The following is a 22913-nucleotide window of genomic DNA, read 5'->3' as shown; positions in this document are numbered from 1 at the left end:
AATGCAGGTGCGCAGGCTTGATCACGTCAACATTCAAACCACCCAAGTCAAATCAATGGTGGCGTGGTACAGCGACACATTAGGCCTGCGCAGCGGCCCGCGTCCGGATTTTCCATTTCCGGGCGCGTGGCTTTATGCGGGCGATGACCCTGTCATCCATTTGGTCGGGCATGACGGTGATCCGGCGGTTGGATCTGAGGCAAAACTGAAGCTGGAACACTTCGCCTTGACTGCGACAGGCAGGGCAGATTTCGAGGCGAAACTAAGCGACGCGTCCGTTCCCCACCAGCGCTTTACACTTGACGAGATCGGGGTCGTTCAATTCCACCTTTGTGATCCTGATGGCAATCGGGTGCACATCGACTTTGAAGCATAAGATTAAAGGAAAATAGGTTGCGCGGAAGAAAATCACGCCACGTACAGCACTACCACACATCTGAAAGAGTTCGCGCAACGGGTTATGTGGTTGTCGCACTGGATGATTGCTGCCCAAAAAGAATGACTGTCCGAACGTCCCCGCTACTCATGTGAGGCGATTTAATAATGGTTTCTGAACTTTATCCCGATATCAAAGTGACAGGGCGACAGACCAGCTGAAAAAATGGCCTACCCACCTCTGTGGTTTTCGCGCGAGCGGATGTTAAGTGGCAAGTTGGATTTTACACGACACCATGATCTTTGGCCCGAATTCCTCAAATTGCACAATTTCGAAGATAGTCGAGGTCATGGACTGCGCCTTAGTCAAACGTCGTTGGCTGTGGACGCTGCGCTGTTTGGTCAGGGAGCGGCTCTTGTAAAGCCGCTTTCTCGTGGCAACTGACATTGCAGCCAAACGGCTGATACAAATCACGCCAGAGACCCTGTCCGGAAAACAGGATTGCTACCTGCTCGCTATGCGAAAATCCAAGCAGAACGCCGCAATTGATACCGTTGTAACATGGTTCTTGGTGCAAGTTGGAACACCGCTTTAACTCAAAAAGTACAAGGAGAATTATCAGATAGCCGCCATCGGTGGGTGTGCGGCGAATACACCCTATGTCCGGCAGTGCCGCCGCTCGCCCTCCTGATTGTCGCTGATTTTGTTTGAAAGTGCCGCGAAGGTGGGCAGTAGAGTCCACTCTACCGATATTCTGCGATACAACCCATGTCAGCTTGGAGCTTCAACTAGGGCTTGCGTGACCCCATTTGAGAACGCGACAATAAATCCCTTGTCGCCGCTCTTTTGGACCGTCAGAAATACTGATAACTCATTCGCATACTTAATATGCACCTTGGAGGCGGAACATGGAACGTGTGAATTTCACCCAAATGAAAGATGGCACGAAGGAAGAATATGAATTCCTGACGGCTCACGAGATTGACTATACCAAAGGAACGGCGGACCGATTGTTGCATGCTCTTGAGCATCTTGATGAGGGTCTGTCAGGTTATCAAATCACCCGCTTAGGGCATTCGGCGCAATCCGCGACCCGTGCATGGCGCGATGGGGCGGACATCGATTGGGTCGTGTCGACTCTTTTGCATGACATTGGCGATATATTTGCGCCGTACAATCATGATGAATATGCCGCGACTATTCTGAAACCGTTTGTGCGCGAGCAATGCCGTTGGTGCGTCGAAACCCATGGTGATTTTCAAATGCTATATTATGGGCAACATCTGGAAGGATTCGATCAAAACAAGCGTGAACGTCATCGTGGTGCAAAGTATTTTGACGACTGTGCGGAATTCTGTGAACGGTGGGATCAGACGAGTTTTGACCCAAATTATGACACGTTACCGCTCTCATTTTTTGCGCCGATGGTGCGGGACGTGTTCGCGCGTAAACCTTACGATCCAGAGGTCATGGGTGCCCCGGATCAACCTCTGACAGTGCCTCAAACCGCAGCTGAACGCGCGGTTACATAGTCCGGCTTCAAGCTTCGGATATAACCCTGCATGCTGGACCTCATGCAGTTCCTGGAGGCAAGCCAGCAACGCGGGACCAGACCTATCAGGGGCGGCTTTCCCCAAATTAGCTTCCGTTGAAACCGCAATCTCGTAGGGATGCTTGGTCCGCACAGCAAACATCCGGTACAAAGCGCCAATGTGATGAGGAGGAAACCCCCAAGAGCTACAAACTGTACTACGCGCCAGCAAGCGCCTCATTGGGTGTCAGGGTCATTCTGGAAGAGATTGGAGCACATTACGAACTCCTTCCGACCAACATAGAAATGGACAAATCCCGGTCACAAAGCCATCTTGCGTTAAATCCCAACGGCTGGGTACCCGTTCTCATTTGGGGTGAGAACGCAATGTACGAATGCGCTGCTATCACGATTTTTCTTTGCGACCGACACCCCGAAGCGAAACTCGCACCGGCAGTCCATGAACCTGAACGCGGGTTATTTCTTCAGACGCTGGTCTATTTTTCAAGTGCTGTGCAAAATGCATTCCAGCTGGACTACTATCCAGATCGCTTTGCTGACACGCCTGCGACAGAACCAAGGTAAGCGGTCGCTGAACGGCACGGTCAGCTTAGCTTGACGGCTTGAAGTTCCACGGCAGCAGATCATCGAGGCGGCTTTGCGGGTGACCGTTGGCGATCGCTGTCAGCGTTGCCTTGAGGTAGGCGAAGAGTTCGATGCCGCCTTCGTCGTGCCCGGCAAAGAGGGCGTTCTTGCGATTGATTGTTATCGGGCGGATCAGGTTTTCGACCCTGTTGTTGTCAATCTCGACACGACCATCGGTCAGGAAGGTTTGCAGCCCGTTCCAGTGGTTATGGATTTATGTGAGCTTTTCGCCCAGCCGGGACTTGCTGGAGATTTTGCGGCGTTGCGCCTGCAGCCAGTCGCCGGCCGAGGTCGATACTACGGATATCGGCTTCAATGGCATAGATCTGGGCGATGCGGCGTAGGCCTTCGGCGGCGATCTCTGAGCCGTCGCGGTCAAAGACTTCCTTCGGTTTGCGGCGCGCGTGTGCCCCGCGATGCGCCACGCGAATGGGGGCGCCGCCCTTGCGCGCGGGTTTGGTCAGCCTGTTGTAGCCCTGATAGCCGTCGATCTGCAGGATGCCGTCAAAACCGACGAGAAAGGTTTCGGCATTCTCGCCCGCCCGACCGGGGGCATAGAAGTAGACCACGCCGAGCGGGTCCTCGCCGCCCCATGGTCGGTCATCGCGGGCCAGTGCCCAGAGATACCCGGCTTTGGTTTTCCCGCGACCCGGATCCAGCACCGGAGCCGTGGTTTCATCCATGAACAGCTTGCCGGATCGTTTCAGGTCTTCAGCCAACCGGTCCACCACCGGCTTCAGATGGAACGCGGCCTTGCCGACCCAATCGGCCAGCACCGCACGGTGTAGATCAAGACCCACCCGCGCCAGTATCTGGCTCTGTCGGTACGATTTTACCGCGCGGATAATGCTCCATGATGACCGCGAGGCTTTGCGTCCCTTCGGGAACGGCAGACCACGCGAGCAGCGGGGACAGGCCATCCCCTCCCTCGCGGTTGCATTTGAGTTCGCTTGGGAGGTCACCGCCGTTCACAATAGCAGGACTTGTCAGCGTGAACGTGTCTTGGGCGGTAGCAGCACTCGCCCAAACGCAGCATAGCTGCACCGGGGCGAGGGCGGATAATCGATGCGCGCGGGTCATCGGCAGAACTCCCCTTCTGTGACGTCCCCACCGTTGGTCACGGTTTTGGTGGTGTAGTCGTAGCAGTTTTCCGTCTCAGCGGGCGTGTAGCGGATGTAATAATCCGCGCCCTGATAGCTGTAGTCCATGCTGCGACTACCATCGGTGCTTTGCGTAAAGACGAGGTCTTGGACGCCACCTTGCGGCGGACGACCTGGTTGCGCGCCTTCGCCGCTTGCGGCTGACAGGGGGCGCACACGAGGCAAATCATTGAAGTTCGGCAGCTCGCCCATCAAGCATTGCACGATATATGGCGCCTCTTGTGAAGTGTGGTAGCGGTAGCCAAATGTGTCGTCGGTCTGCCCGTTGCAAACATCCAACACACCACCTTCAATGGCGCTGCCGTCGGGGTTTGTGTCGCCGTAGATCGGAAAGCCGTCAAACGCCCAGCCGATGATTGCGTCTGGTCCTGCATTGGCCATTTGCGCGATCATGCAGGTTGGCGAGACGTGATAGTGGTAGTCATCGCCACGACCTGCGTGCCCGCCGCACACGTCCAACTGGCCCGTTTGTAGCGTGTCGTGTTGAGCCTGATGGTGCGCCAAATCAGCCTCAGACATTTCACCCCCGCCGGTGTAATCATAAATAGGCACCCCATTGACCGCCACGCCAAGCGCCGCATCGCGGGTTAGAGGCGTTCCCGAATAGACGGGATTCAGGATCACAGGTGCGGGATAGTCGGCGGGAACGGGCACTTGTTCGTTGGTGCCGACAATACCCGTCATCATGTCATGATCGGGATAGGTGTCAGATGTCAGAATAGCTTGGGTGTCAGAGCAGGTTACGGTGACGCTATCAGCGAAGCCCGCATCCGCGACAGAAGCGGCCACAGCATTGCAATGATTTTCGTGGGCCAGTACGGGATTGCCAACAGCAACGAAAATCGAACAGGTCAGAAGACTTAATGTGCGGTTCATAGTTCGCATTCCTATTCTACGGATTAATTGACAGTAATGCGGCATAAGACGGTGTTGCTTTGCTCAAGGTCGGGTCCCCAGATCAGCTCGGCTTTTGGATCCCAGTTGATGTCGTCGTAGCCATCTTTGGGGCTGACCTCGCGGACGGTAAACACGCTGGCTTGCGGCCACTCTGATGCATCAAAGGATGCGGTGTCCCAGCCATCTGGTTCATCCATCGCGTCAAATGTGCAAACACCTTCGCCAGCCACAGGATTTGTGGACGCCTCGCAGGATTTGTCCAAGGGGGCCGTGTGGATGACCTCACAGGCCCAATCTGTGGAACTGACAGCCACGGCTTGCCCCGCTTCATCGTGGATTTGCAAGATCAGCCCGCCATCGCCCATCTGTTGGCGTCCCGTTCCGATATATTCCAAACCAGTGTCATTTTCTTTGAAGTCTTTTGCCACAACTCCGACCACGAAGGGGCGCTCGGCCTCGAACTTGAAACTTTCCGCATTAAAAGACCGCTCTGTCGTGATTGGTACCCTGTCCTGCGCAACCTGCGTGCCATTGATACGCATCTCGAACCAGTTGTCGGCCCAAACGTCGGATGAAAAAGTCTCAGCACCTGCGCCGGTAGCACAGAGCGAACACAAAGCTAAAATGGCGAAGGTCGGTTTCATGATGGGTCCAATGCGATTGTTACCAAAGTTATACGCGCATCACGCATCATTCCGTCGGGCTTTGTTGAAAATGTTTCAGCCATGACGACATATTCCGCCACCGTGAGTCAGAAGAGCAGCTAACCGAACTTTGAAGCAGGTGCAGCGAAACGGCGCTTTGTTGGCATAACGACCTTGCGTGAGTAAAATTGTTAATGTACGAACTGTTCGTATGTTAACTGAGAAATTTCAACTCCACCTTCTGCTCCATTCCGCCGATCTTGTGGAGAATGAACTACGCCGCCAACTGGCCTTGATAGGCGTGCGCCCACGCCAAGCGCGCATCCTCGACGCGCTTTCGCGTATGGAGCCCGCATCACAGATCGGCGTTGCACGCGCGTTCAACCTGACTCCAGCCAGTATGAGCACGATGACAGCACGGCTAATTGAGGCCGGGTTCATCAACCGTGAAATTGATCCATCCGAGGCCCGCAGTAATTTGCTGCGCCTCACGGATCGCGGGCGTAGCAAATTGCACGACATTCACAAGGCATGGCGCGAAGTCGATGCCATAATTACCGACACGATCGGCGCCGAGAACGCTGCAATCCTCGCCAAGCTGACTCGAGAACTGCGCGATGGTTTGGGTGGGAATGTACCTGGTTAAATCCCGACTGGCTCCCCTTCACCGAAACAACTGGATGGCGAACCTCATGAATTCAACAATTCACCTGAAAGGTCAAAAGCAATGAACAACAAAGTATTATATGGAACGGCAGCAACCTGCGCGTTAGTCGCAGTTCTTGCCCTGAATAGCGCGTCGTTTCTGACCCCAACAAGCGCAAACGCGCAAGAGGCTGGGACGGCTCTCACAAGTACAGCATCAGCAGTCGCGGCGGCGAATTGGTCAGATAACGTCACCATAACCATCGACGAGGACGCGAACACATTCCGGTTTGAGTCCGATGGCGTCCCCAGCCACGGTTTTGCAGGGCAGTATCTGATCCCATCAGACCCGACAGACCAACCGTTTGCAGATAAGCCAGCCGAATTCTTTAATGTCGAGAATTCAGCAAACTATTTTACAGCATCGGCTATCGACACGACGATCACCACGCTGCCGATCTATTCGGATGAGGTGACGGACACGTCACTGGGTCGTATTGGCGTTGCCCTAAGCGGAGCGCAAATATTTAACGATTACGAAGATATGGCCCGCACCGTCACCGCGATCGATGATCAGGTTGTTCATGATCACGTTGCTTTTCTGGATAACTGCAATGGGCACACACTCGTCGATGGAACATCGTACCACTACCACGGTATTCCCGTTTGCATCGCCGAAGCAGCGGCGCAGCCAGGTGAACATTCGATTATGATCGGTGTGCTGGCAGATGGATTTCCTGTGTATAGCAATTTTGACGTCGGCGGGATTGTCGTGACGAACGACGATCTGGATGAATGCGGCGGCCAGTTTGGTCCGACACCGGAATTTCCGAATGGCATCTATCACTACCACCTGACCGCAGATGAAGCACCTTATATGATCGATTGCTATCACGGCGAAATCGAACTTACGTCTGGTATGGGTGGCCCTGACTTTGCTGCAGCGGCAGAGACCCTTGGCGTGTCTGTGTCTGACTTGATGGATGCGCTTGGCACATCAAATCCGCCAGACTTTGACGCGGCTGCCGAGGCACTTGGTATCAGTGTCGATGATATCCGCACCGCATTGCCTGCGCCTGGACAGTAAGGGGCGTCGCGCATGGAAAAGCTTGCATATGTCGTGATCGGCGGGGCCATTGGTGTGGTCCTGACCGTAGCTTTGCAAACGACGAACGCAATGGACCATTCCGCTATGACGGGGATTGACATGGGCAGTGCAGCCAAGGCCGACACGTCTGATATGGACATGTCGGCTGCAGGTGCTGCGCATCAGCATCCACCACGAAACGTCACCCTCGATGCACCGATGCCCAGCGTGACCCACCTTGTGTTTCCCGACACAATGGATGGCTACAATGTGCAGATCATGCCACGCAACTTTACGTTCACACCCGCCGCAATTAACCGCGAGGTCCAGGACAACGAAGGTCATGCGCATATCTATGTCAACGACGCGAAAATCTCGCGTGTTTACGGGAGCTGGTTTCATCTGCCATCCACAATATTCCAGCCCGGTGAAAATGAGGTGCGTGTCACCTTGAATGCCAACGATCACAGCGAATGGGCGATCAACGGCGAACCCATTTCATCGGCTGTGAAGGTCGCAAGACCAGAATAATCCTCTCAACAGAACACTGAAGAAGTCATCCCTGAAAGGACATCACATGCACTTGAATCAACACTTGTTGCCCGCGTTAGGGTTGGCCGCGTCGCTGGCCATGCCGACCGTACTCAGCGCACATGCCGATGAGCATTCAGTTCAGGACACGGCACTCGCTTCCCCCTCGACGATCGTAGAATGTACGCTCGAGAATGGTGATGCAGCGAAATGCGCAAACTACGTTGTGAAATACCTACCTGACAATCTTGAGATTGGCCCATTTTGCCCCGCGACATTGGATGACGCTGGCGGCATTTGGCATTGGGATGGTGACGAGGCCGGATTGTATCGGATCGACAGCGATTTTCTTCGGATGTTGGACGAGCAAGGATATACTTTTTTCAATGAAGCAGGTGAGGTCTATTCCTTTGACATTCGTATCGAGGGACCAACTGAGGCAAACGAATGTATCGCAGGATCGGTTGACCCCGAAGTAGAAATGACGGTTCTCATTCCGGCGAACCCTGTAATGGCAGATGAACCAACCAGCCTTGGTACAGTGTCTCAAGTTGGGATCGGGTTGGATGGCGTTCCGATCTTTGGCGATGCTCCGTCAGGTTTGGACACAGGGCATATGCCAGCACTTGATGTTTGTGGCGGCCATGTCGACCCAGGCGGATGGTACCACTGGCACGCGACAGCCACGGATGTGAATGGGGTTTTCGAGACCGAAGGTGTTGACGCTGAATGTGTGAACGTCGAGCAGGATCAAACGGCGCAGTTTGGTTACGCCTTTGATGGGCTCGCGATGTTCGGAACGTTGAACTACGATGGGTCTGTGCCTGACCCGGCAGGGTATTGCGCAGCAATGGCCCGAGAGGGGGGCTGACCAAGGGCGGTATGAATTGTTGCCCGGCAGACGATTGGAATAATCGGCGAGAGGGACGGGAGTGTCATGAACTCTGTGTATCTGGTCCGGCCCATGCGGGTTTCAGATACGGTCACGCATTGAAGCGTTCATCGAACATGATAGCGAATTGATTGCGGGCGGCAAACCATTCTCGGACATTTCTGCCGTCCTTTTCAAAATTGCGGATGGCTAAGTATATCAGCTTTGTGGCTGTATCGTCCGTCGGGAACGAGCCCCGTGTCTTGATGGATTTGCGGATGACGCGGTTCAGGCTTTCGATGGCGTTCGTGGTGTAGATGATCTTTCGGATTGCGGGATCAAAGGCGAAGAATGGGATCACCTCTTGCCAAGCTCGACGCCAGGCCGGGGCGATGGACGCATATTTCCCTGCCCATTTTTGCTCAAACGCATCGAGTTGTGCAGCGGCCTGATCGGCGGTTGCGGCCCCGTAAATCGCGCGCAGATCGACTGCGACGGCCTTGCGGTCTTTCCAGGCGCAGAAGTTCAGGGAATGACGCACCAGATGCACGATGCAGGTCTGGACAGCGGCTTCCGGGAAGGCTGCTGTGATGGCCTCGGGAAAGCCTTTGAGCCCGTCCACGACGGCGATCAGGACGTCCTGGAGGCCCCGGTTCTTCAGTTCGTTCATCACCGACAACCAGAATTTGGCACCTTCGTTATCAGCGATCCACAACCCCAAAACCTCTCGCAGGCCGTCCCTGTTGACGCCGAGGGCCACATAGACGGCCTTGTTCTTGACCATGCGGCTGTCAGCATCGCGGATCTTGACCCTGAGCGCGTCAAAAATGACGATGGGATACATCCGGTCCAGCGCGCGAGACTGCCATTCGCGCACCTCGTCCAGCACTGCGTCAGTGACGCGACTGATCAGGTCCGGTGACACCTGAAGACCGTAGACGTCCTCGAGATGGGCGCGGATGTCGCGCACCGTCAGACCGGCGGCGTAGAGGCCGATGATCTTGTTCGTCGGGAAAACAGCGCCCCACGCTGTTTTCTGATCCTCCTCACTCCATGCCGTCAATCCGAGTCTGGCCCTTCTTCACCAACTCCGGCTCAAAACTGCCGTCTCTGTCGCGCGGCACCGAAATCGGCACCTCGCCGTCCTGGCCCTTCAGGCGCTTGCTGGTAGTGCCATTGCGTCGGTTCGGTTGGTTCGGTGGGGCGTCTTTGCCGTCCTCATAACCCAGATGCGCGGTCAACTCGGCCCCAAGCATCCGCTCCATCAGCCTGATCTTGAGCTCTTTCATCAGCCCGGCATCGCCAAGCAGATCTTCAGGCCGCTCGCAGCCCTTCAGCAGTTCGTCCAGTAATTCCTTGGAAATTGTCATCGTCCTTGCTCCTCTTAGGAAGCATGGACCAAAGCGCAGTTACACAGAAGATCGGACACTCTCAGAGGGACAAAGCTATATGCTGTCACTGACACCAGCAGACGACCAATACGCCTCTTCATCACAGCAGGACAAGTCAGATACTGGTGCAGCCGCCTTAATGAATGGTCTGCCGACCGCCGAATGGCTTCTCGCTGATCGAGGGTATGATGCTGATTGGTTCCGTGAATCCCTTGTGGACAAAGGCACAACGCCCTGCATCCCCGGTCGCAAGTCGCGCAAGAAGACCGTCAAGTACGACAAGCGCCGCTACAAACGACGTAACCGCCTTCTCGCGCATGTAAACATGCGCTGCCAGGTAACACATTGAGAGGATGTTCGGCAGGCTCAAGGATTGGCGACGCATCTCAACACGCTACGACAGATCCCCAACCGTCTTCCTCTCAGCAATCGCTCTCGCCGCAGCCGTTATCTTTTGGTTATGTGGCCTGACCCCTAAGTACATGGGCCCCTTTAAATTAGCTGTCCATCTGGTTGGTAGAAACTTGCCGGGACGGGCAACGCTTGCGATCAAAATGCTTCTCCTCTCTGTGAACGCTATTATAGCCGCAAGAAAGGTCCAGCCTCTCACCCTTATCGTTGGTTGCACAAAATCGGGTGTTTTGGGCAAAATGCGAGCCATCACATTTCAGGCTGCCAAAACCCCGTTCAAATCCAAGTTACTTCTGAACTTTTATACCATTCCGGCATTTGCGGACATTCATGCATCCCCCATAGGCCGGTTAAAAAACGGGCGGCAGCAAAGCGAGGCGCAGGTCATATTAACCGCCTTGAGGGATGCAGGCCGTCAAGCCCTGCATCCCCGGCAGGAAATCTTAATGTCTGGTCGTTTGTTCAAAAGCAGCCCATGATGAAAAGGGCCACTACAGCGGATATATAATCGGTCCCTGCAGTTGCGGTGCCGCTGAAGGTGTCGGGGTGGCGTTACGCCCCCCAAGTTTTCTCCAGAACCCGTAGCCAGTTCTCATGGCACAGCTTTGCAATCAGGGCGTCTCCGTAGCCGTGCTGCTCCATTGCCGCGCGCAACATCGGAAGGGCGGAAATACGCGTCAGCTCTTGCGGCACCATCGCCCCGTCATAATCCGAGCCGAGCCCGACACGATCCTCGCCAAGCTTTTCAAGCAGATAGTCAAGGTGGCGCAGCATTTGGGCAATGGGTACATCGGCCTGCATCTGGCCGTCATCGCGCAAGAAGGCCACCGCAAAGTTCAATCCGACCATACCGTCGCTGCCCCGAATAGCATCGAGTTGCGCGTCGGTCAGGTTGCGGCTGTGCGGGGCAATGGCATGGGCGTTGGAATGGGTTGCGACCAAAGGCGCATCCGAATGGCGCGCAACATCCCAAAAGCCCGCCTCGTTCATATGCGACAGATCGAGCATGATGCCCAGTTCATTGCAACGTTTGACCAGCTGCACCCCTGCCCCGGTCAGCCCGCCCCCGATATCGGGGGTGCTGGGGAAACAAAAAGGCACGCCCTCTGCAAAGATCGTGTTCCGGCTCCAGACCGGCCCAAGGGAGCGCAGACCGGCTTGATAAAGCACATCCAGCGTGTGCAGATCGGGGTCAATCGCCTCTGCCCCTTCCATATGGAAAATCGCGGCCATGATGCCTGCGTCCAGAGCTGCGCGGATATCAACCACCGTGCGGCAAATTTTCAGCCCGCCAAGACGCTCCAGCTCAAACAGGATCGCGGCTTGTGTCATCACCACCGGCATTGCAGCTTCCCACGAGATCGGCTCGGGCAGCGGCAGCCGGTATTGCGGCTTGGACATCTCGGCCAGCTTTTCATCCAGATTGGTGTGGGACGGAACATAGACAGCAAAGAAACCGCCGCCAAAGCCGCCAGCCTTGGCGCTAGGCACATCAATTGCCCCCGGCAGGCCGGTCAAAAAGCCCGGAGCCGCCGAAAGGCCACCCGCCGTATAAAGCTGGAACAGCAGGTCGTTATGCCCGTCGAAAATGATAGGAGCCGTTGGTTGCGTCAAAGTAAGTCCCTCCGCAGTATTCGGCGCATTGATTGACCCAGTTTGCGCTATGCGCCAGACGAAAACCAAGTTTGGGGGTTAACGGCCGCGCAAGGCGTGTTGCAGCAGGCCAAGCACGACATCACGCGGGACATCCCCCGACACAAAGCTGTCCCCGATCCCGCGCGCCAAGACAAAGCGCAGCTTGCCATCGACCACTTTCTTGTCCTGCCCCATCAGGTCCAGCAGGGTTTCGGCATCGGGCAGATCGCCCGCGATATCGGCGATATCCACCTTCATGCCCATGGCCCGCAAATGCGCACGTACTCGGCTGGGGGCCTCTTGGCTGCACAGGCCCAAACGCATGCTCAGCTCAAAGGCCAATGCACAGCCGACGGCCACGCCCTCACCGTGCAGCAGGCGGTCGCCAAAGCCCGTCGCCTTTTCCAGCGCGTGGCAAAAGGTATGGCCAAGGTTCAACAGCGCGCGGTCGCCTTCCTCAGTTTCGTCGCGGGCCACAATCTCGGCCTTCATCTCGACCGAGCGGCGCACAGCATATTGGCGCAAGGCCACATCGCCGCGTGCCAAGGCCGGGCCGTTTTGTTCCAACCAGTTAAAAAACACGTCATCGCCCAGCAGCCCGTATTTGGCCACCTCGCCGTAGCCGGACAGAAAGTCGCGCGCCGTCAGCGTGCCAAGCAGGCCAATATCGGCCAGCACAAGACGGGGTTGATGGAACGCCCCGATCAGGTTTTTGCCCTGCGGTGCGTTAATGCCGGTTTTCCCCCCGACCGAACTGTCGACCTGCGCAAGCAAACTGGTCGGGATCTGCACAAAACCCACCCCGCGCCGCAGCACAGAGGCGGCAAAGCCCACCAAGTCCCCAATCACCCCGCCACCAAAAGCGATTACAAGATCTTTGCGTTCAACCTTTTGATCCAGCAGCCATTCAACACAGCGCGAGAAATGCGGCCAGCTTTTGGTCCCCTCGCCCGCAGGCAGAGTTAATGCCGTGCTTTCAATGCCCGCCTCCGAAAGGGCGGCTTGCAAGCGCGCCAAATGCAAGGCGCCTACGTTTTCATCGGTAACGATGGCCACACGACGGCGTGGCAAAAACGGTGCAATTTCAGCGCCTGCCTTGTCAATCAACCCATCCGCGATCCGCACGTCATAGCTGCGTGATCCAAGGGCCACACGGACGATATCGGTTTGCATGGCTTATCCTTCCAAAACATCGGCGCGGGTCAAAAGCGCCTCTCGGACCCGGTGGGCCATATCATCGATTGACAGATTGGGGGCGGAATCCACCGTCAAATCTGCCTTGGCATAAATCGGCACGCGGGCCCGGAAAATCTCGGCCAAGGTGGCACGGGGGTTCGGGGTGTGCAAAAGTGGCCGGGTGCTTTTGTGCCGCACACGTTGCCACAACAGATCAAGATCGGCGCGCAACCAGACAGAAACCCCCTTGGCCGCAATCGCGTTTCGGTTGGCCTGCGCGATGAAGGCCCCACCGCCGGTTGACAGAACACAAGGCGGGCCTTCAAGCAGCCGCTCCAGCACTTGGGTTTCCTTTTGGCGAAAGAAAGCCTCGCCCTCACGTTCAAATATCTCGGCGATTGAGCGGTTGGCGGCCTCGACGATGGCATCATCGGAATCGATGAAAGGCACCTCCAGAAGCCGGGCAAGCTGGGTGCCGATCGCGGTCTTGCCCGATCCCATCATCCCGACCATGACCACTGACTTCTTCAACCGCATCTCCAAGCCGTTCCCCACCTATTCTGTGCCCGTCCTCCTCCAATAACGGCCTCGCTTGGCCCCTGTCCAGCCCCAAGCACCCTGCCCCCATGGCGAACATCGGCAATCCCTTGCTAAAATCGTTGCATAATCTTGCTTGAGGGCGTGAACTCATCCCGGAATGCGTATATAAGGCAAGCCAGAGAGACCGAATGCAGCGGTGGTTCACGGGGGGATTTGCCCTTTGGCTACGGGATGCACAGTCGGCGAATGAGGTTTGGCAAGAAAGCAGCAGCATGAAACTGATTATTTTTAAGGCCGTGTTGATATTGTTGGTTTTCGGATTTTTGGGCCTCGCGGGCTTTGCCTATCTGGGGGATCTGTCGCCCAGTCAGGAAACGGTGACCAAACCGGTGGTCCTTGATGTCGATTAGGCCAAGGCCTTGGGCGGTACTTTTTTGCGCGACATTGGGCCTTGCCCCGCTTGCCGCCCATGCCGAAGCACCGCTTTCCGCGATTGACTGGCTATCCAGTTCGGTCGCAACCCCCGCCGCCAAACCCGCCCTGAAAGAGCCGGGCGTGACAGGGGTGGGCAGTGCCATGCCGCAAAGGGTTATCGTCTCACGGCTGGATGGGCCGTCACCGGATGCGGCGGGGGTTCTGGCCTCTCGCGTTACGGGGCTGCCGCGCAATCTTTGGGGCTTGGGCGAAACCGAACAGATCGCAGCCCTTATTTCTACGCGGCGCGATGATGCCCTGCCCTCGCTCCAACGGGTGATGATGACCCTGATGCTGGCACAGGCAAATGCGCCTGCCGATGCAGACGGGCGCGGTATTTTGCTGATGGCGCGCATCGACAAACTGCTGGATATGGGCGCATTGGATGAGGCGAACGCCCTGATCGCCGCCACCGGCAAAATGACGCCGCAGGTTTTTCGCCGCTATTTCGATATTTCGATGTTGACCGGCCATGAAGATGACGCCTGCGCACATTTGCACAAATCGCCCGATCTGGCGCCCACCTACCCTGCGCGGATCTTTTGCCTTGCGCGATCCGGCGATTGGACTGGGGCGGCGTTGACGCTGCGCATGGCGCAGGCGTTGGGCTATGTCGAAGCCTCGGATGATGCGCTTTTGTCGCGGTTTCTTGATCCCGACCTTTATGAGGGGGAGCCGCCCCTGACCCCTCCCGCCCCCGTGACCCCGCTTGCCTGGCGCATGCTTGAGGCGATTGGCGAAAGCCTGCCCACGATCCATCTGCCGATTGCCTTTGCCCATGCCGAGCTGCGTGAAGCCGCCGGCTGGAAGGCCAAGCTGGACGCCGCCGAACGTCTGGGCCGCGCCTCGGTCCTATCGCCCAACCGCTTGATCGGGATTTATTCTGAACGTTTGCCTGCCGCCTCGGGCGGGGTCTGGGACCGGGTAGAGGCAGTGCAGCGCTTTGACACCGCCCTCAAGGCTGCTGATCCGGGTGCGGTCGCCCTCGCCCTGCCCAACGCATGGGAAATGATGGTCGAGGCGGGGCTTGAGGCTCCCTTTGCAGAGCTGTTTGCCGAACGGCTCATGCGCCTGCCCCTGATGGATGATGCCAAGACTTTGGCCTTTGAGATCGCGCTTCTGTCATCCCAATATGAGGCGGCAGCACTGGAGTATACGCCAGCCAACACCCAAGAGGCCTTCTTGATCGGCATCGCGCGTGGCAGCTTGCAAGGCGTCACCCCGCCCGACAACCTTTCGCGGGCCATCGCGCCTGCATTTTTGCGCGCAGCGCCCCCCGCCGATCTGCTGGCGCTGCTAGAGGAACAGCGTCTGGGAGAGGCAATCTTGCACGCCGTCGACCGGATAGAGCGTGGCCTGCACGGCGATCTACGCGGCGTCACCGAGGGGCTGGCCCTGTTTCGCCATGTCGGGCTAGAGGATCTGGCCCGCCGCACCGCATTGGAGCTGATCTTGCTGGAGCGCCGGGGATGAGCGCGGAACATGACCGCTGGATTTCCACCTTTCTAGAGGCACAGGCAGCCGAGCTTGACGCCGCGCGCAACACGCAGCTGGCTTACGGGCGCGATCTGGTGGATTTTGGCCGCTGGCTTGACGGGAAAGGTAAGGCATTTGTCACCGCCCAACGCGAAGATATCGAGGCCTACCTGATTTTTTGTGAGGCGCAGGGCCTGTCCAAATCCACCCGCGCGCGCAGGCTTTCTGCCATCCGCCAGCTTTACCGGTTCGCCTTTGACGAGGGTTGGCGCGGTGACAATCCGGGCATCAGGATCAAAGGACCGGGGCGCAGCCTCAAGCTGCCGCAAACGCTGGAATGGCCGCAAGTCGAGGCGCTGCTGGAGGTGGCCAAAGACAGTGGCCGCACCCCCATGGATTGCCTGCGCAACAGCTGCATGCTGGAATTGATCTATGCCACCGGCATGCGGGTGTCGGAAATGGTGGAGCTGCCGGTGGCCGCCGCGCGGGGCAATCCGGCGATGCTTCTGGTGCGCGGCAAAGGCGGCAAAGAACGCATGGTGCCGCTGTCCACCCCCGCCAAAGCTGTGCTGGCCGAGTGGCTGCTTTTGCGCGACGAGGCTGAAGAAGCCGCAATGGCCAAGGGCAAAAAGCCCTCGCGGTATTTGTTTCCCGGGCGCGGTGTTGCGGGGCATGTCACGCGGCAACAGTTTTTTGTGCTGCTCAAATCCCTGGCCGTCAAGGCGGGGCTGGATGCGCAAAACGTCACCCCCCATACCCTGCGTCACGCTTTTGCCACCCATCTTTTGGCCGGCGGTGCCGATTTGCGGGTAATCCAGACACTTTTGGGCCATGCGGACCTTTCCTCGACCGAGATTTACACCCATGTTCTGGATGAGCATTTGAAATCTCTGGTGTTGGAACATCACCCGCTGGCCTGCAAAACCCAAGACCCCGACAAGACATAAGGATTTATTGTGAACGAGACTGTTTTCGACACGGGACTGTGGCTGACGGCCGGCGCAATCTTGGGCCTGCTGGTGCTATCGGCGTTTTTCTCCGGCTCTGAAACCGCGCTGACGGCGGCGTCGCGCGGCAAGCTGCGCGCGCAGGCGGATCGCGGTTCCAAGGGGGCGGAACGCGCGCTGGAAGTGACCGATGACAGCGAAAAGTTGATCGGGGCGTTGCTGCTGGGCAATAACGTGGTCAACATCTTGTCGGCGGCGCTGGCGACCGCCTTGATGACGCGGGTCTTTGGCGAAAGCGGTGTGGCGCTGGCCACGCTTGTGATGACGGCGCTTGTGCTGATCTTTGCCGAGGTGCTCCCCAAAACCTATGCCATCACCAACGCAGAGCTTGCCGCATCGCGTGTCGCCCCGGTGATCCGGCTGATCATTCCGGTGTTCTCGCCCGTGGTGAACCTTGTGCGTCGGCTTGTGCGCGGTATCTTGTATTTGTTTGGCGTGCGCACCGATCCCGACAGTAAATTCCTTGCCCTGCGGGAGGAAATCGCCGGCGCCATCGCCCTTGGCCATTCCGAAGGGGCTGTGCAAAAAGAAGACCGCGACCGTCTGCTTGGCGCGCTGGACCTGCATGACCGCACGGTTGATGAAATCATGCGCCACCGCCGCGAGATCGAGATGATCGATGCCGCCAAAGCCCCCAATGATATCCTGAGCCAGGTCCTCGCCTCGCCCCACACCCGTTTGCCTGTTTATCTGGGCGATGATGAAAACATCCTTGGGGTGGTCCATTCCAAAGACCTGCTGCGTGAGGTTGAAAAGCTGTTGCGGTCGGGGTCTGGCCGGATCGCCAAGCTGGATGAGCTGGATATACTCAAGGTTGCGATGAAGCCCTATTTCGTGCCGGAAACAACACCTCTGGATGATCAGATGCGTCAGTTCCTGAAACGGCGCACACATTTTGCCTTGGTGGTGGATGAATATGGTGCCCTGCGCGGTTTGATCACGTTGGAGGATATTCTGGAAGAAATCGTCGGTGAGATCCGCGATGAATTCGACATTGTTGAAAAAGACCAATCCCTCGCGCGGACCGAGGCCGGTGATTATGTGATTGAGGGCGCGATGACCATCCGCGATTTGAACCGTATCACCGATTGGGGCCTGCCGGATGATGAGGCCAATACCGTTGCGGGACTGGTGATCCACGAGGCCCAGCTGATCCCGAGTGAGGGGCAGGTTTTCAGCTTTCACGGGTTCCGCTTTGAGGTGGTGCAGCGCAAGGAAAACCGCATCACCACCCTGAAAATCCGCCCACTTTGATCCTTGCAAGCGGCGCAACCGGCCGCGAAACGCCGCTTTGGGGCGATGCAAGTTGCGAACTGCGGCCTAGAACAGATCAAAGCACTTGGGGGGCGACATGGCACTAGAATCCGGCAAAGACGCTTTGGTGATCTTTACGCCCTCGGGCAAACGCGGGCGCTTTGCGCTTGGCACCCCGGTTTTGTCGGCGGCGCGTGCGCTTGGGGTCGACCTTGACAGTGTGTGCGGCGGACGCGGGATTTGTTCCAAATGCCAGATCAGCCCCGGCTATGGTTCCTTTGCCAAACACGGCGTGACGGTTGATGCCGATGCGCTGTCGGATTGGAACGCGGTGGAGGAACGCTATAAATCCAAGCGCGGGCTGATCGAGGGGCGGCGCTTGGGCTGTCAGGCAAAGGTGCAGGGCGATGTGGTCATCGATGTTCCGCCCGAAAGCCAGTTGCACAAACAGGTGATCCGCAAGCGTGCCGAAGCGCGGCAAATCACGCTCGACCCGTCGGTGACCTTGCATTACGTCGAGGTGGCCGAGCCTGACATGCACGACCCCTCGGGCGATTTTGAAAGGCTGACCGCCGCCCTGCGCGATCAATGGCAAATAGGCCAGCTGCGGGCCGATCTGTCGGTGCTGACAACCTTGCAGCCAGTCCTGCGCAAGGGGGGCTGGAAGGTCACCGTGGCGCTGCACCGTGCCGAAGAAAGCGACATCCCGCGCATCATGCATATCTGGCCGGGGCTCTATGAGGGCACGGTTTACGGTATGGCGGTTGATCTTGGTTCCACCACCATCGCGGGGCATTTGTGCGACCTGCGCACCGGTGAGGTGCTGGCCTCCTCTGGCCTGATGAACCCGCAAATCCGTTTTGGCGAGGATTTGATGAGCCGCGTTAGCTATTCGATGATGAACCCCACAGGGGCGGCGGATATGACAACGGCGGTGCGCGCAGGCATGAACGCGCTTTTCACCCAAGTGGCCGCCGAGGCCGAGATTGATATCGGGCTGATCATGGATGCCGTCTTTGTCTGCAACCCCGTGATGCACCACCTCCTTCTCGGGATTGATCCGTTCGAGCTGGGCCAAGCGCCTTTCGCGCTGGCAACCTCGGGCAGTTTGCACCTGACAGCGCATGATCTTGAATTGCAGATGCATCCTTCGGCGCGGGTCTATCTGCTGCCCTGCATTGCGGGGCATGTCGGTGCAGATGCCGCCGCTGTGGCGCTTTCTGAGGCGCCGGAAAAATCCGAGGACCTCGTGTTGATCGTCGATGTCGGCACCAACGCCGAAATTTTGCTGGGCAATCGCGAAAAAGTGCTTGCCTGTTCCTCGCCCACCGGCCCGGCCTTTGAGGGCGCGCAGATCAGTTCTGGCCAGCGTGCCGCCCCCGGCGCGATCGAGCGGGTGGAAATTGACCCCGCCACCAAAGAGCCGCGCTTCAAGGTGATCGGATCGGATCTGTGGTCTGATGAGCCGGGCTTTGACGAAGCCGTTGCCAGCACGGGCATCACCGGCATTTGCGGGTCAGGCATTATCGAGATGGTGGCCGAGATGCGGATCGCCGGCATCGTTGACGGGCCGGGGTTGATCGGCTCTCCGGCGCAAACCGGCACGACGCGCTGTTTTCTGGACGGACGCACCCATTCCTATATGGTCTGGGATGGTAGTGCGACGGGCGGGCCGGTGATCACCGTAACCAACCGCGATATCCGCGAGATCCAGATGGCCAAGGCCGCGCTCTATTCCGGTGCGCGGCTGTTGATGGATAAATTCGGCGTTGATCATGTCGACCGGATCGTGCTGGCCGGCGCCTTTGGCGCGCATATCAGCCCCAAACATGCGATGGTCTTGGGCATGATCCCCGATGTGCCCTTGGACAAGGTGACATCGGCAGGCAATGCCGCAGGCACCGGCGCGCGGATCGCCCTGCTGAACCGTGGCGCTCGCGCCGAGGTGGAAAAGACCGTGGCGCAGATCCACAAGATCGAGACCGCAATCGAGCCGCGCTTTCAGGAGCATTTCGTCAATGCCTCCAACATCCCCAATGCGGTTGAGGGTTTTCCACATTTGTTCAAAATCCTGACCCTGCCAGAGCTGAATTTCAACTCAGGCGGCGGGGACGCGTCGGGGGGGCGCAGGCGCAGACGCGGGTGATCCTTTGCGATTGCCGACTAGCTCCGGCCAAAAACCACCAACCGGCACGGTAACGCGCTTGACGCCGCCGCCGCGCTGCCCTATTCCAACGACCAACGCGGGTGTAGCTCAATGGTAGAGCAGCAGCTTCCCAAGCTGAATACGAGGGTTCGATTCCCTTCACCCGCTCCACGACTCCCCTTCAAGCCTTTGATTTGTTAGATGAAATCGTCATTAGGTGTTTTTCAGTGTGCATATCTATGGTCCACTTGTAGCCCGACTAATTTCTCTCAAAATCAAATTTCGGCGTGGCCTATCAACCTACCCCACTCTAACATATTCGTCATGATCTACCGCGAATCCTTCAAAGCAACATCAATATCCCTGCCCTCCAACCTCACGGAGCGGTTGCAGGAGCTGTCTGCCTCTGTTGGGGAGCCTGTCGCCACGGTACAGCGTCAAGTGATTAGGGCTGCTTACAGGGGCCGCTGGACGTGGGAGGTGCTAGGTGCTGAGGCATCGTCAGGAGAGGCCTCAGAACGCTGCGTGGTGCGCTTGTCGCTGTCTCCGCGCCTCACAGACCAAACCTTGGAGCTACGCGGCGCTGTGCCCCTGTCTACTTGGTACAGGGCGGCGCTGATCAAATTCTTGGCCTTACATGATTCCGGCAACCTGACCATCTGGAACTTGGGTGGGTGAGCCTCTAGGCTCGGGCTTTGGTCTTCCCTTCCGCCACTAAGTGCACGAGAATACTTGAAATGGAACACAAGCTAAAGGGGAGCATTCAGTGGAACTCGATGAAAGCCTCATAAAGTACAACCAGATTTTCTGTCCCGGACTGCTTGAAGAAACCCTCGCTGTTGTCTCCGAACAGAAAAGGTTCGTTTACTACACATCCGCCGATACGGCGATGAAGGTGCTGCGCAACCAAGAGCTGTGGTTCCGGAATGCGACAGTGATGAATGACTATTCCGAAATCTCGTATGGGCTGGACTTGATACGAACTGTCTTCTCTGGGGAGGAAGGAGCAAGGTTCCGAGAAGCAATCGAAGACATTTTCCCAGATACGATCAAGAAAGTGGAAGAGCTGCTTGACGGCTGGGAACGTGATTGGCAACTTGAGACATACATTGCTTGCGTTTCTGTGCACAGCTCCGACGAGGACAGACGAGGTCGATTGTCGATGTGGCGCGCTTACGGCAACACTGCGCTTGTCGTCAACAACAAGCCAATGACTGCGATCACTGACCTCCTCGCGGTGTATTCGATGCCCGTGCTATATCTCTCGGCGGACGAGTTGACAAACCACCTTGCCAAGATCACGGACGCGGTCTTGATTGACCGAAAATACCTACAAGGGCTGGGTCAAGAAACCCTCGTTGCATATGTTCACCACATGCTCTTTCGCTTCGCGATTGCGACGAAACACCCCGGCTTCAAGGAAGAGAAAGAGTGGCGGTTGTATTATCGCCCCACGCAGGCGCTAAGCCCCGCCATGACAAAGGAGGTCGTGGTTTTAGGTGGTATCCCTCAGACGGTTTATAAGCTCCGCTTGGCGGACGAGCCAGAAAATGGCCTGCATGGCGCTGACATTCCCTCACTTGTGGACCGGATCATAATTGGTCCTACTGCCTTTCCTTGGGTTAGCTACAATGCATTCAAGGAAGTGCTAAAAGATTTGGGCGTCGAAGATGCAGACAATAAGGTCATCGTGTCAGATATTCCCCTGCGCACAGGTTAGAAATTGTCTCAGCGCCAAACGCGCAGCACCATATTGGACGAGGATTGCCCTGTGGAATATGAAGACAAGCTGAGCATTCTAGATAAAAGCCTTCGCCAAGCCGTCGAGGATGAGCTGGGGACTGACCTCCTCGATTCCGATGAGGCTGGAAATCTGTATTCTGAGTTGTTCGAAAAAGTGCGCGCCGATTGCGAGGCGAGTAGTCTGGAAGGTTACAAGAACAGCGCCCCTGAACTTCTCGCCGAAATGCGCGTCGATGCCCGTGGCTTTGAAGAACGCAACTTTGAGCGATGGAAACCATCATTCGATCATATCGAAATGATGTGGTCCATTGCCCAAGAGTTGGGGGAAATGCACGGAAAGGCAATTAAGGCAGAAGGCGGCGAAGACGACAATCCCGTCATGGCTGCACTTGCTCACATATTCCCCCGTGCCCTCTTGGTCACTCAGGAAATCATCTGTCTGTTAAAGGGCGGCTTTCCTGATGGTGCGTTTGCTCGCTGGCGTTCGCTGCATGAGCTGACCGTCACAGCAATGTTCATTGAGAAGCACGGTGAGGCTGCTGCGATACCTTACTTTTTGAGCTTTCGTTTCGCTGAGCGGAACGCAGCAAAAAGAAGAAATCTGAGTTCAGACTTGACTGGCATCAGGTGCTTTACAGTTGATGAAATGGCAGTGTTCGAGGCGCGGTGTGACGAGGCTGAAAGAATCCTAGGTCGCTCGGTTGGTAAAGGTGAGACGGCTGGTGAGTGGCCTAAGATAATGCAGAAACATCCGCAGTTTGACAAGATTGAAAAAGATGTGGGAATGGACATCGGGAGGCCGGTATACAAAATGGCCTCGACACACACACACGCTAACCACCGTCCCATGGGTGACCTGTTGGGTATGTTCGAGGCGGACGCGGAAGCTCACCTCGTTGGTCCTAGTAATTCGGGTTTCGTCACCCCTCTTAGAATGACAGCCGTGACACTCGCACAGATCACAATGACCTACCTTTTTCACGGGGCAAACGCGGACCGCATAGTGCATGCGGACACCATGGCAGCGCTCGCTGAACAGATGGCAACAATTGCCAAAGAAAACGAGCGCGTCACACGGGAAGCGTTTGATGAAAAGGCAAAAGCGGAATCTGGGCCGAAAAATTGAATCCAAAAACGGGGCTGGATTCTGAAAATTTTCGGAGAGCCTGCATTCCGGATTTGGGGGAAAACCTACGCCCCTGCAGCTACTGGGGGTGTTTCCAATATGGAGACAATCCCCCCTCTTGGGACCCTACTGTTGCGTTTTTAGCAA

At 56.9% G+C, this 22913-nt stretch carries 20 protein-coding genes, 1 tRNA gene and 3 pseudogenes; 17 read left to right on the top strand and 7 right to left on the bottom strand.

Annotated elements, in window-relative coordinates; all coding sequences use genetic code 11:
* Position 1 precedes the first annotated feature (1 nt).
* The 3 genes from EOK75_RS03115 to EOK75_RS03100 all read left to right on the top strand — a co-directional run bounded on the left by EOK75_RS03115 (position 2) and on the right by EOK75_RS03100 (position 2492).
* A complete protein-coding gene (locus EOK75_RS03115) occupies positions 2-376 on the top strand; it encodes a VOC family protein (RefSeq protein WP_137192531.1) in 375 nt (124 codons plus the stop codon).
* Between the two features lie 908 nt (positions 377-1284).
* The gene (locus EOK75_RS03105) at positions 1285-1908 is read left to right on the top strand and encodes an HD domain-containing protein (protein ID WP_137192530.1); all 624 of its coding nucleotides are present in this window, start codon (positions 1285-1287) and stop codon (positions 1906-1908) included.
* A gap of 116 nt (positions 1909-2024) precedes the next feature.
* The gene (locus EOK75_RS03100) at positions 2025-2492 is read left to right on the top strand and encodes a glutathione S-transferase family protein (protein ID WP_137192529.1); all 468 of its coding nucleotides are present in this window, start codon (positions 2025-2027) and stop codon (positions 2490-2492) included.
* 25 nt (positions 2493-2517) lie between these two features.
* Here the strand turns inward: EOK75_RS03100 and tnpC are convergent.
* From tnpC to EOK75_RS03085, 3 genes and pseudogenes are all read right to left on the bottom strand, one after another.
* Positions 2518-3379, bottom strand: a pseudogene (gene tnpC / locus EOK75_RS03095) (IS66 family transposase); the annotation flags it as partial.
* A gap of 249 nt (positions 3380-3628) precedes the next feature.
* Positions 3629-4588 (bottom strand): YHYH protein, encoded by a 960-nt coding sequence (locus EOK75_RS03090; protein ID WP_240794007.1) that lies wholly within the window; start codon positions 4586-4588, stop codon positions 3629-3631.
* Positions 4589-4611: 23 nt separating this feature from the next.
* On the bottom strand, positions 4612-5253 hold the full coding sequence (locus EOK75_RS03085; protein WP_137192527.1) for a PEBP family protein: 642 nt from the start codon (positions 5251-5253) through the stop codon (positions 4612-4614).
* A gap of 211 nt (positions 5254-5464) precedes the next feature.
* On the opposite strand from EOK75_RS03085, the gene EOK75_RS03080 reads away from it, so the two are divergent.
* From EOK75_RS03080 to EOK75_RS03065, 4 genes are all read left to right on the top strand, one after another.
* Positions 5465-5899, top strand: coding sequence for a MarR family winged helix-turn-helix transcriptional regulator (locus EOK75_RS03080; RefSeq protein ID WP_168199130.1), 435 nt, complete (start codon positions 5465-5467; stop codon positions 5897-5899).
* 81 nt (positions 5900-5980) lie between these two features.
* The gene (locus EOK75_RS03075; protein ID WP_137192525.1) at positions 5981-6985 is read left to right on the top strand and encodes a YHYH protein; all 1005 of its coding nucleotides are present in this window, start codon (positions 5981-5983) and stop codon (positions 6983-6985) included.
* A 12-nt stretch (positions 6986-6997) separates the two neighbouring features.
* A complete protein-coding gene (locus EOK75_RS03070; RefSeq protein ID WP_137192524.1) occupies positions 6998-7516 on the top strand; it encodes a hypothetical protein in 519 nt (172 codons plus the stop codon).
* Between the two features lie 46 nt (positions 7517-7562).
* Positions 7563-8387 carry a YHYH protein gene (locus tag EOK75_RS03065; protein WP_137192523.1) on the top strand — a complete coding sequence of 275 codons (825 nt, stop codon included), beginning with the start codon at positions 7563-7565 and terminating at the stop codon, positions 8385-8387.
* A 112-nt stretch (positions 8388-8499) separates the two neighbouring features.
* On the opposite strand, the pseudogene EOK75_RS03060 reads toward EOK75_RS03065, so the two are convergent.
* Positions 8500-9757 (bottom strand): annotated as a pseudogene (locus EOK75_RS03060) (IS256 family transposase).
* 69 nt (positions 9758-9826) lie between these two features.
* Here EOK75_RS03060 and EOK75_RS03055 point away from each other — a divergent pair.
* Positions 9827-10239, top strand: a pseudogene (locus tag EOK75_RS03055) (transposase); the annotation flags it as partial.
* Between the two features lie 502 nt (positions 10240-10741).
* Here EOK75_RS03055 and EOK75_RS03050 read toward each other — a convergent pair.
* The 3 genes from EOK75_RS03050 to EOK75_RS03040 form a co-directional block, all read right to left on the bottom strand.
* Positions 10742-11803, bottom strand: a complete 1062-nt coding sequence (locus EOK75_RS03050) for a dipeptidase (RefSeq protein ID WP_137192522.1) — start codon at positions 11801-11803, stop codon at positions 10742-10744.
* A 78-nt stretch (positions 11804-11881) separates the two neighbouring features.
* Positions 11882-12997, bottom strand: a complete 1116-nt coding sequence (gene aroB / locus EOK75_RS03045) for a 3-dehydroquinate synthase (protein WP_137192521.1) — start codon at positions 12995-12997, stop codon at positions 11882-11884.
* A gap of 3 nt (positions 12998-13000) precedes the next feature.
* Positions 13001-13543, bottom strand: coding sequence for a shikimate kinase (locus tag EOK75_RS03040; protein ID WP_205965473.1), 543 nt, complete (start codon positions 13541-13543; stop codon positions 13001-13003).
* A 269-nt stretch (positions 13544-13812) separates the two neighbouring features.
* Between EOK75_RS03040 and EOK75_RS20720 the strand changes: the two genes are divergently transcribed.
* The 9 genes from EOK75_RS20720 to EOK75_RS03000 all read left to right on the top strand — a co-directional run bounded on the left by EOK75_RS20720 (position 13813) and on the right by EOK75_RS03000 (position 22766).
* Positions 13813-13950: a hypothetical protein gene (locus tag EOK75_RS20720; RefSeq protein ID WP_168199129.1), complete on the top strand. Its 138-nt coding sequence runs from the start codon at positions 13813-13815 to the stop codon at positions 13948-13950.
* Positions 13940-15487, top strand: a complete 1548-nt coding sequence (locus tag EOK75_RS03035) for a hypothetical protein (protein WP_137192519.1) — start codon at positions 13940-13942, stop codon at positions 15485-15487. Before EOK75_RS20720 ends, EOK75_RS03035 begins: the two co-directional genes overlap by 11 nt.
* The gene (locus EOK75_RS03030) at positions 15484-16437 is read left to right on the top strand and encodes a site-specific tyrosine recombinase XerD (protein WP_137192518.1); all 954 of its coding nucleotides are present in this window, start codon (positions 15484-15486) and stop codon (positions 16435-16437) included. Before EOK75_RS03035 ends, EOK75_RS03030 begins: the two co-directional genes overlap by 4 nt.
* 9 nt (positions 16438-16446) lie before the next feature.
* Positions 16447-17751, top strand: a complete 1305-nt coding sequence (locus EOK75_RS03025) for an HlyC/CorC family transporter (protein ID WP_137192517.1) — start codon at positions 16447-16449, stop codon at positions 17749-17751.
* A 97-nt stretch (positions 17752-17848) separates the two neighbouring features.
* Positions 17849-19897: an ASKHA domain-containing protein gene (locus EOK75_RS03020; RefSeq protein ID WP_137192516.1), complete on the top strand. Its 2049-nt coding sequence runs from the start codon at positions 17849-17851 to the stop codon at positions 19895-19897.
* Between the two features lie 97 nt (positions 19898-19994).
* Positions 19995-20068 (top strand) — tRNA-Gly (locus EOK75_RS03015).
* A 153-nt stretch (positions 20069-20221) separates the two neighbouring features.
* Positions 20222-20575, top strand: a complete 354-nt coding sequence (locus EOK75_RS03010) for a hypothetical protein (RefSeq protein WP_137192515.1) — start codon at positions 20222-20224, stop codon at positions 20573-20575.
* Between the two features lie 88 nt (positions 20576-20663).
* A complete protein-coding gene (locus EOK75_RS03005; protein WP_137192514.1) occupies positions 20664-21617 on the top strand; it encodes a DUF2971 domain-containing protein in 954 nt (317 codons plus the stop codon).
* Between the two features lie 51 nt (positions 21618-21668).
* Complete coding sequence (locus EOK75_RS03000; protein ID WP_137192513.1) at positions 21669-22766, top strand: DUF5677 domain-containing protein; 1098 nt, start codon at positions 21669-21671, stop codon at positions 22764-22766.
* Positions 22767-22913: the final 147 nt, after the last annotated feature.

The sequence above is a fragment of the Pseudorhodobacter turbinis genome (genome assembly GCF_005234135.1).
Taxonomy (GTDB): Bacteria; Pseudomonadota; Alphaproteobacteria; order Rhodobacterales; family Rhodobacteraceae; genus Pseudorhodobacter; species Pseudorhodobacter turbinis.
This window is presented reverse-complemented; position numbering and strand designations above follow the sequence as displayed.

Excerpts from the sequence above, each read along its gene's own strand:
- aroB (WP_137192521.1), bottom strand. The coding sequence starts at position 12,997 with ATGCAAACCGATATCGTCCGTGTGGCCCTTGGATCACGCAGCTATGAC.
- EOK75_RS03075 (WP_137192525.1), top strand. The coding sequence starts at position 5,981 with ATGAACAACAAAGTATTATATGGAACGGCAGCAACCTGCGCGTTAGTC.
- EOK75_RS03105 (WP_137192530.1), top strand. The coding sequence starts at position 1,285 with ATGGAACGTGTGAATTTCACCCAAATGAAAGATGGCACGAAGGAAGAA.
- EOK75_RS03085 (WP_137192527.1), bottom strand. The coding sequence starts at position 5,253 with ATGAAACCGACCTTCGCCATTTTAGCTTTGTGTTCGCTCTGTGCTACC.
- EOK75_RS03080 (WP_168199130.1), top strand. The coding sequence starts at position 5,465 with ATGTTAACTGAGAAATTTCAACTCCACCTTCTGCTCCATTCCGCCGAT.
- EOK75_RS03115 (WP_137192531.1), top strand. The coding sequence starts at position 2 with ATGCAGGTGCGCAGGCTTGATCACGTCAACATTCAAACCACCCAAGTC.
- EOK75_RS20720 (WP_168199129.1), top strand. The coding sequence starts at position 13,813 with ATGAAACTGATTATTTTTAAGGCCGTGTTGATATTGTTGGTTTTCGGA.
- EOK75_RS03065 (WP_137192523.1), top strand. The coding sequence starts at position 7,563 with ATGCACTTGAATCAACACTTGTTGCCCGCGTTAGGGTTGGCCGCGTCG.
- EOK75_RS03090 (WP_240794007.1), bottom strand. The coding sequence starts at position 4,588 with ATGAACCGCACATTAAGTCTTCTGACCTGTTCGATTTTCGTTGCTGTT.
- EOK75_RS03030 (WP_137192518.1), top strand. The coding sequence starts at position 15,484 with ATGAGCGCGGAACATGACCGCTGGATTTCCACCTTTCTAGAGGCACAG.
- EOK75_RS03020 (WP_137192516.1), top strand. The coding sequence starts at position 17,849 with ATGGCACTAGAATCCGGCAAAGACGCTTTGGTGATCTTTACGCCCTCG.
- EOK75_RS03070 (WP_137192524.1), top strand. The coding sequence starts at position 6,998 with ATGGAAAAGCTTGCATATGTCGTGATCGGCGGGGCCATTGGTGTGGTC.
- EOK75_RS03035 (WP_137192519.1), top strand. The coding sequence starts at position 13,940 with ATGTCGATTAGGCCAAGGCCTTGGGCGGTACTTTTTTGCGCGACATTG.
- EOK75_RS03010 (WP_137192515.1), top strand. The coding sequence starts at position 20,222 with ATGATCTACCGCGAATCCTTCAAAGCAACATCAATATCCCTGCCCTCC.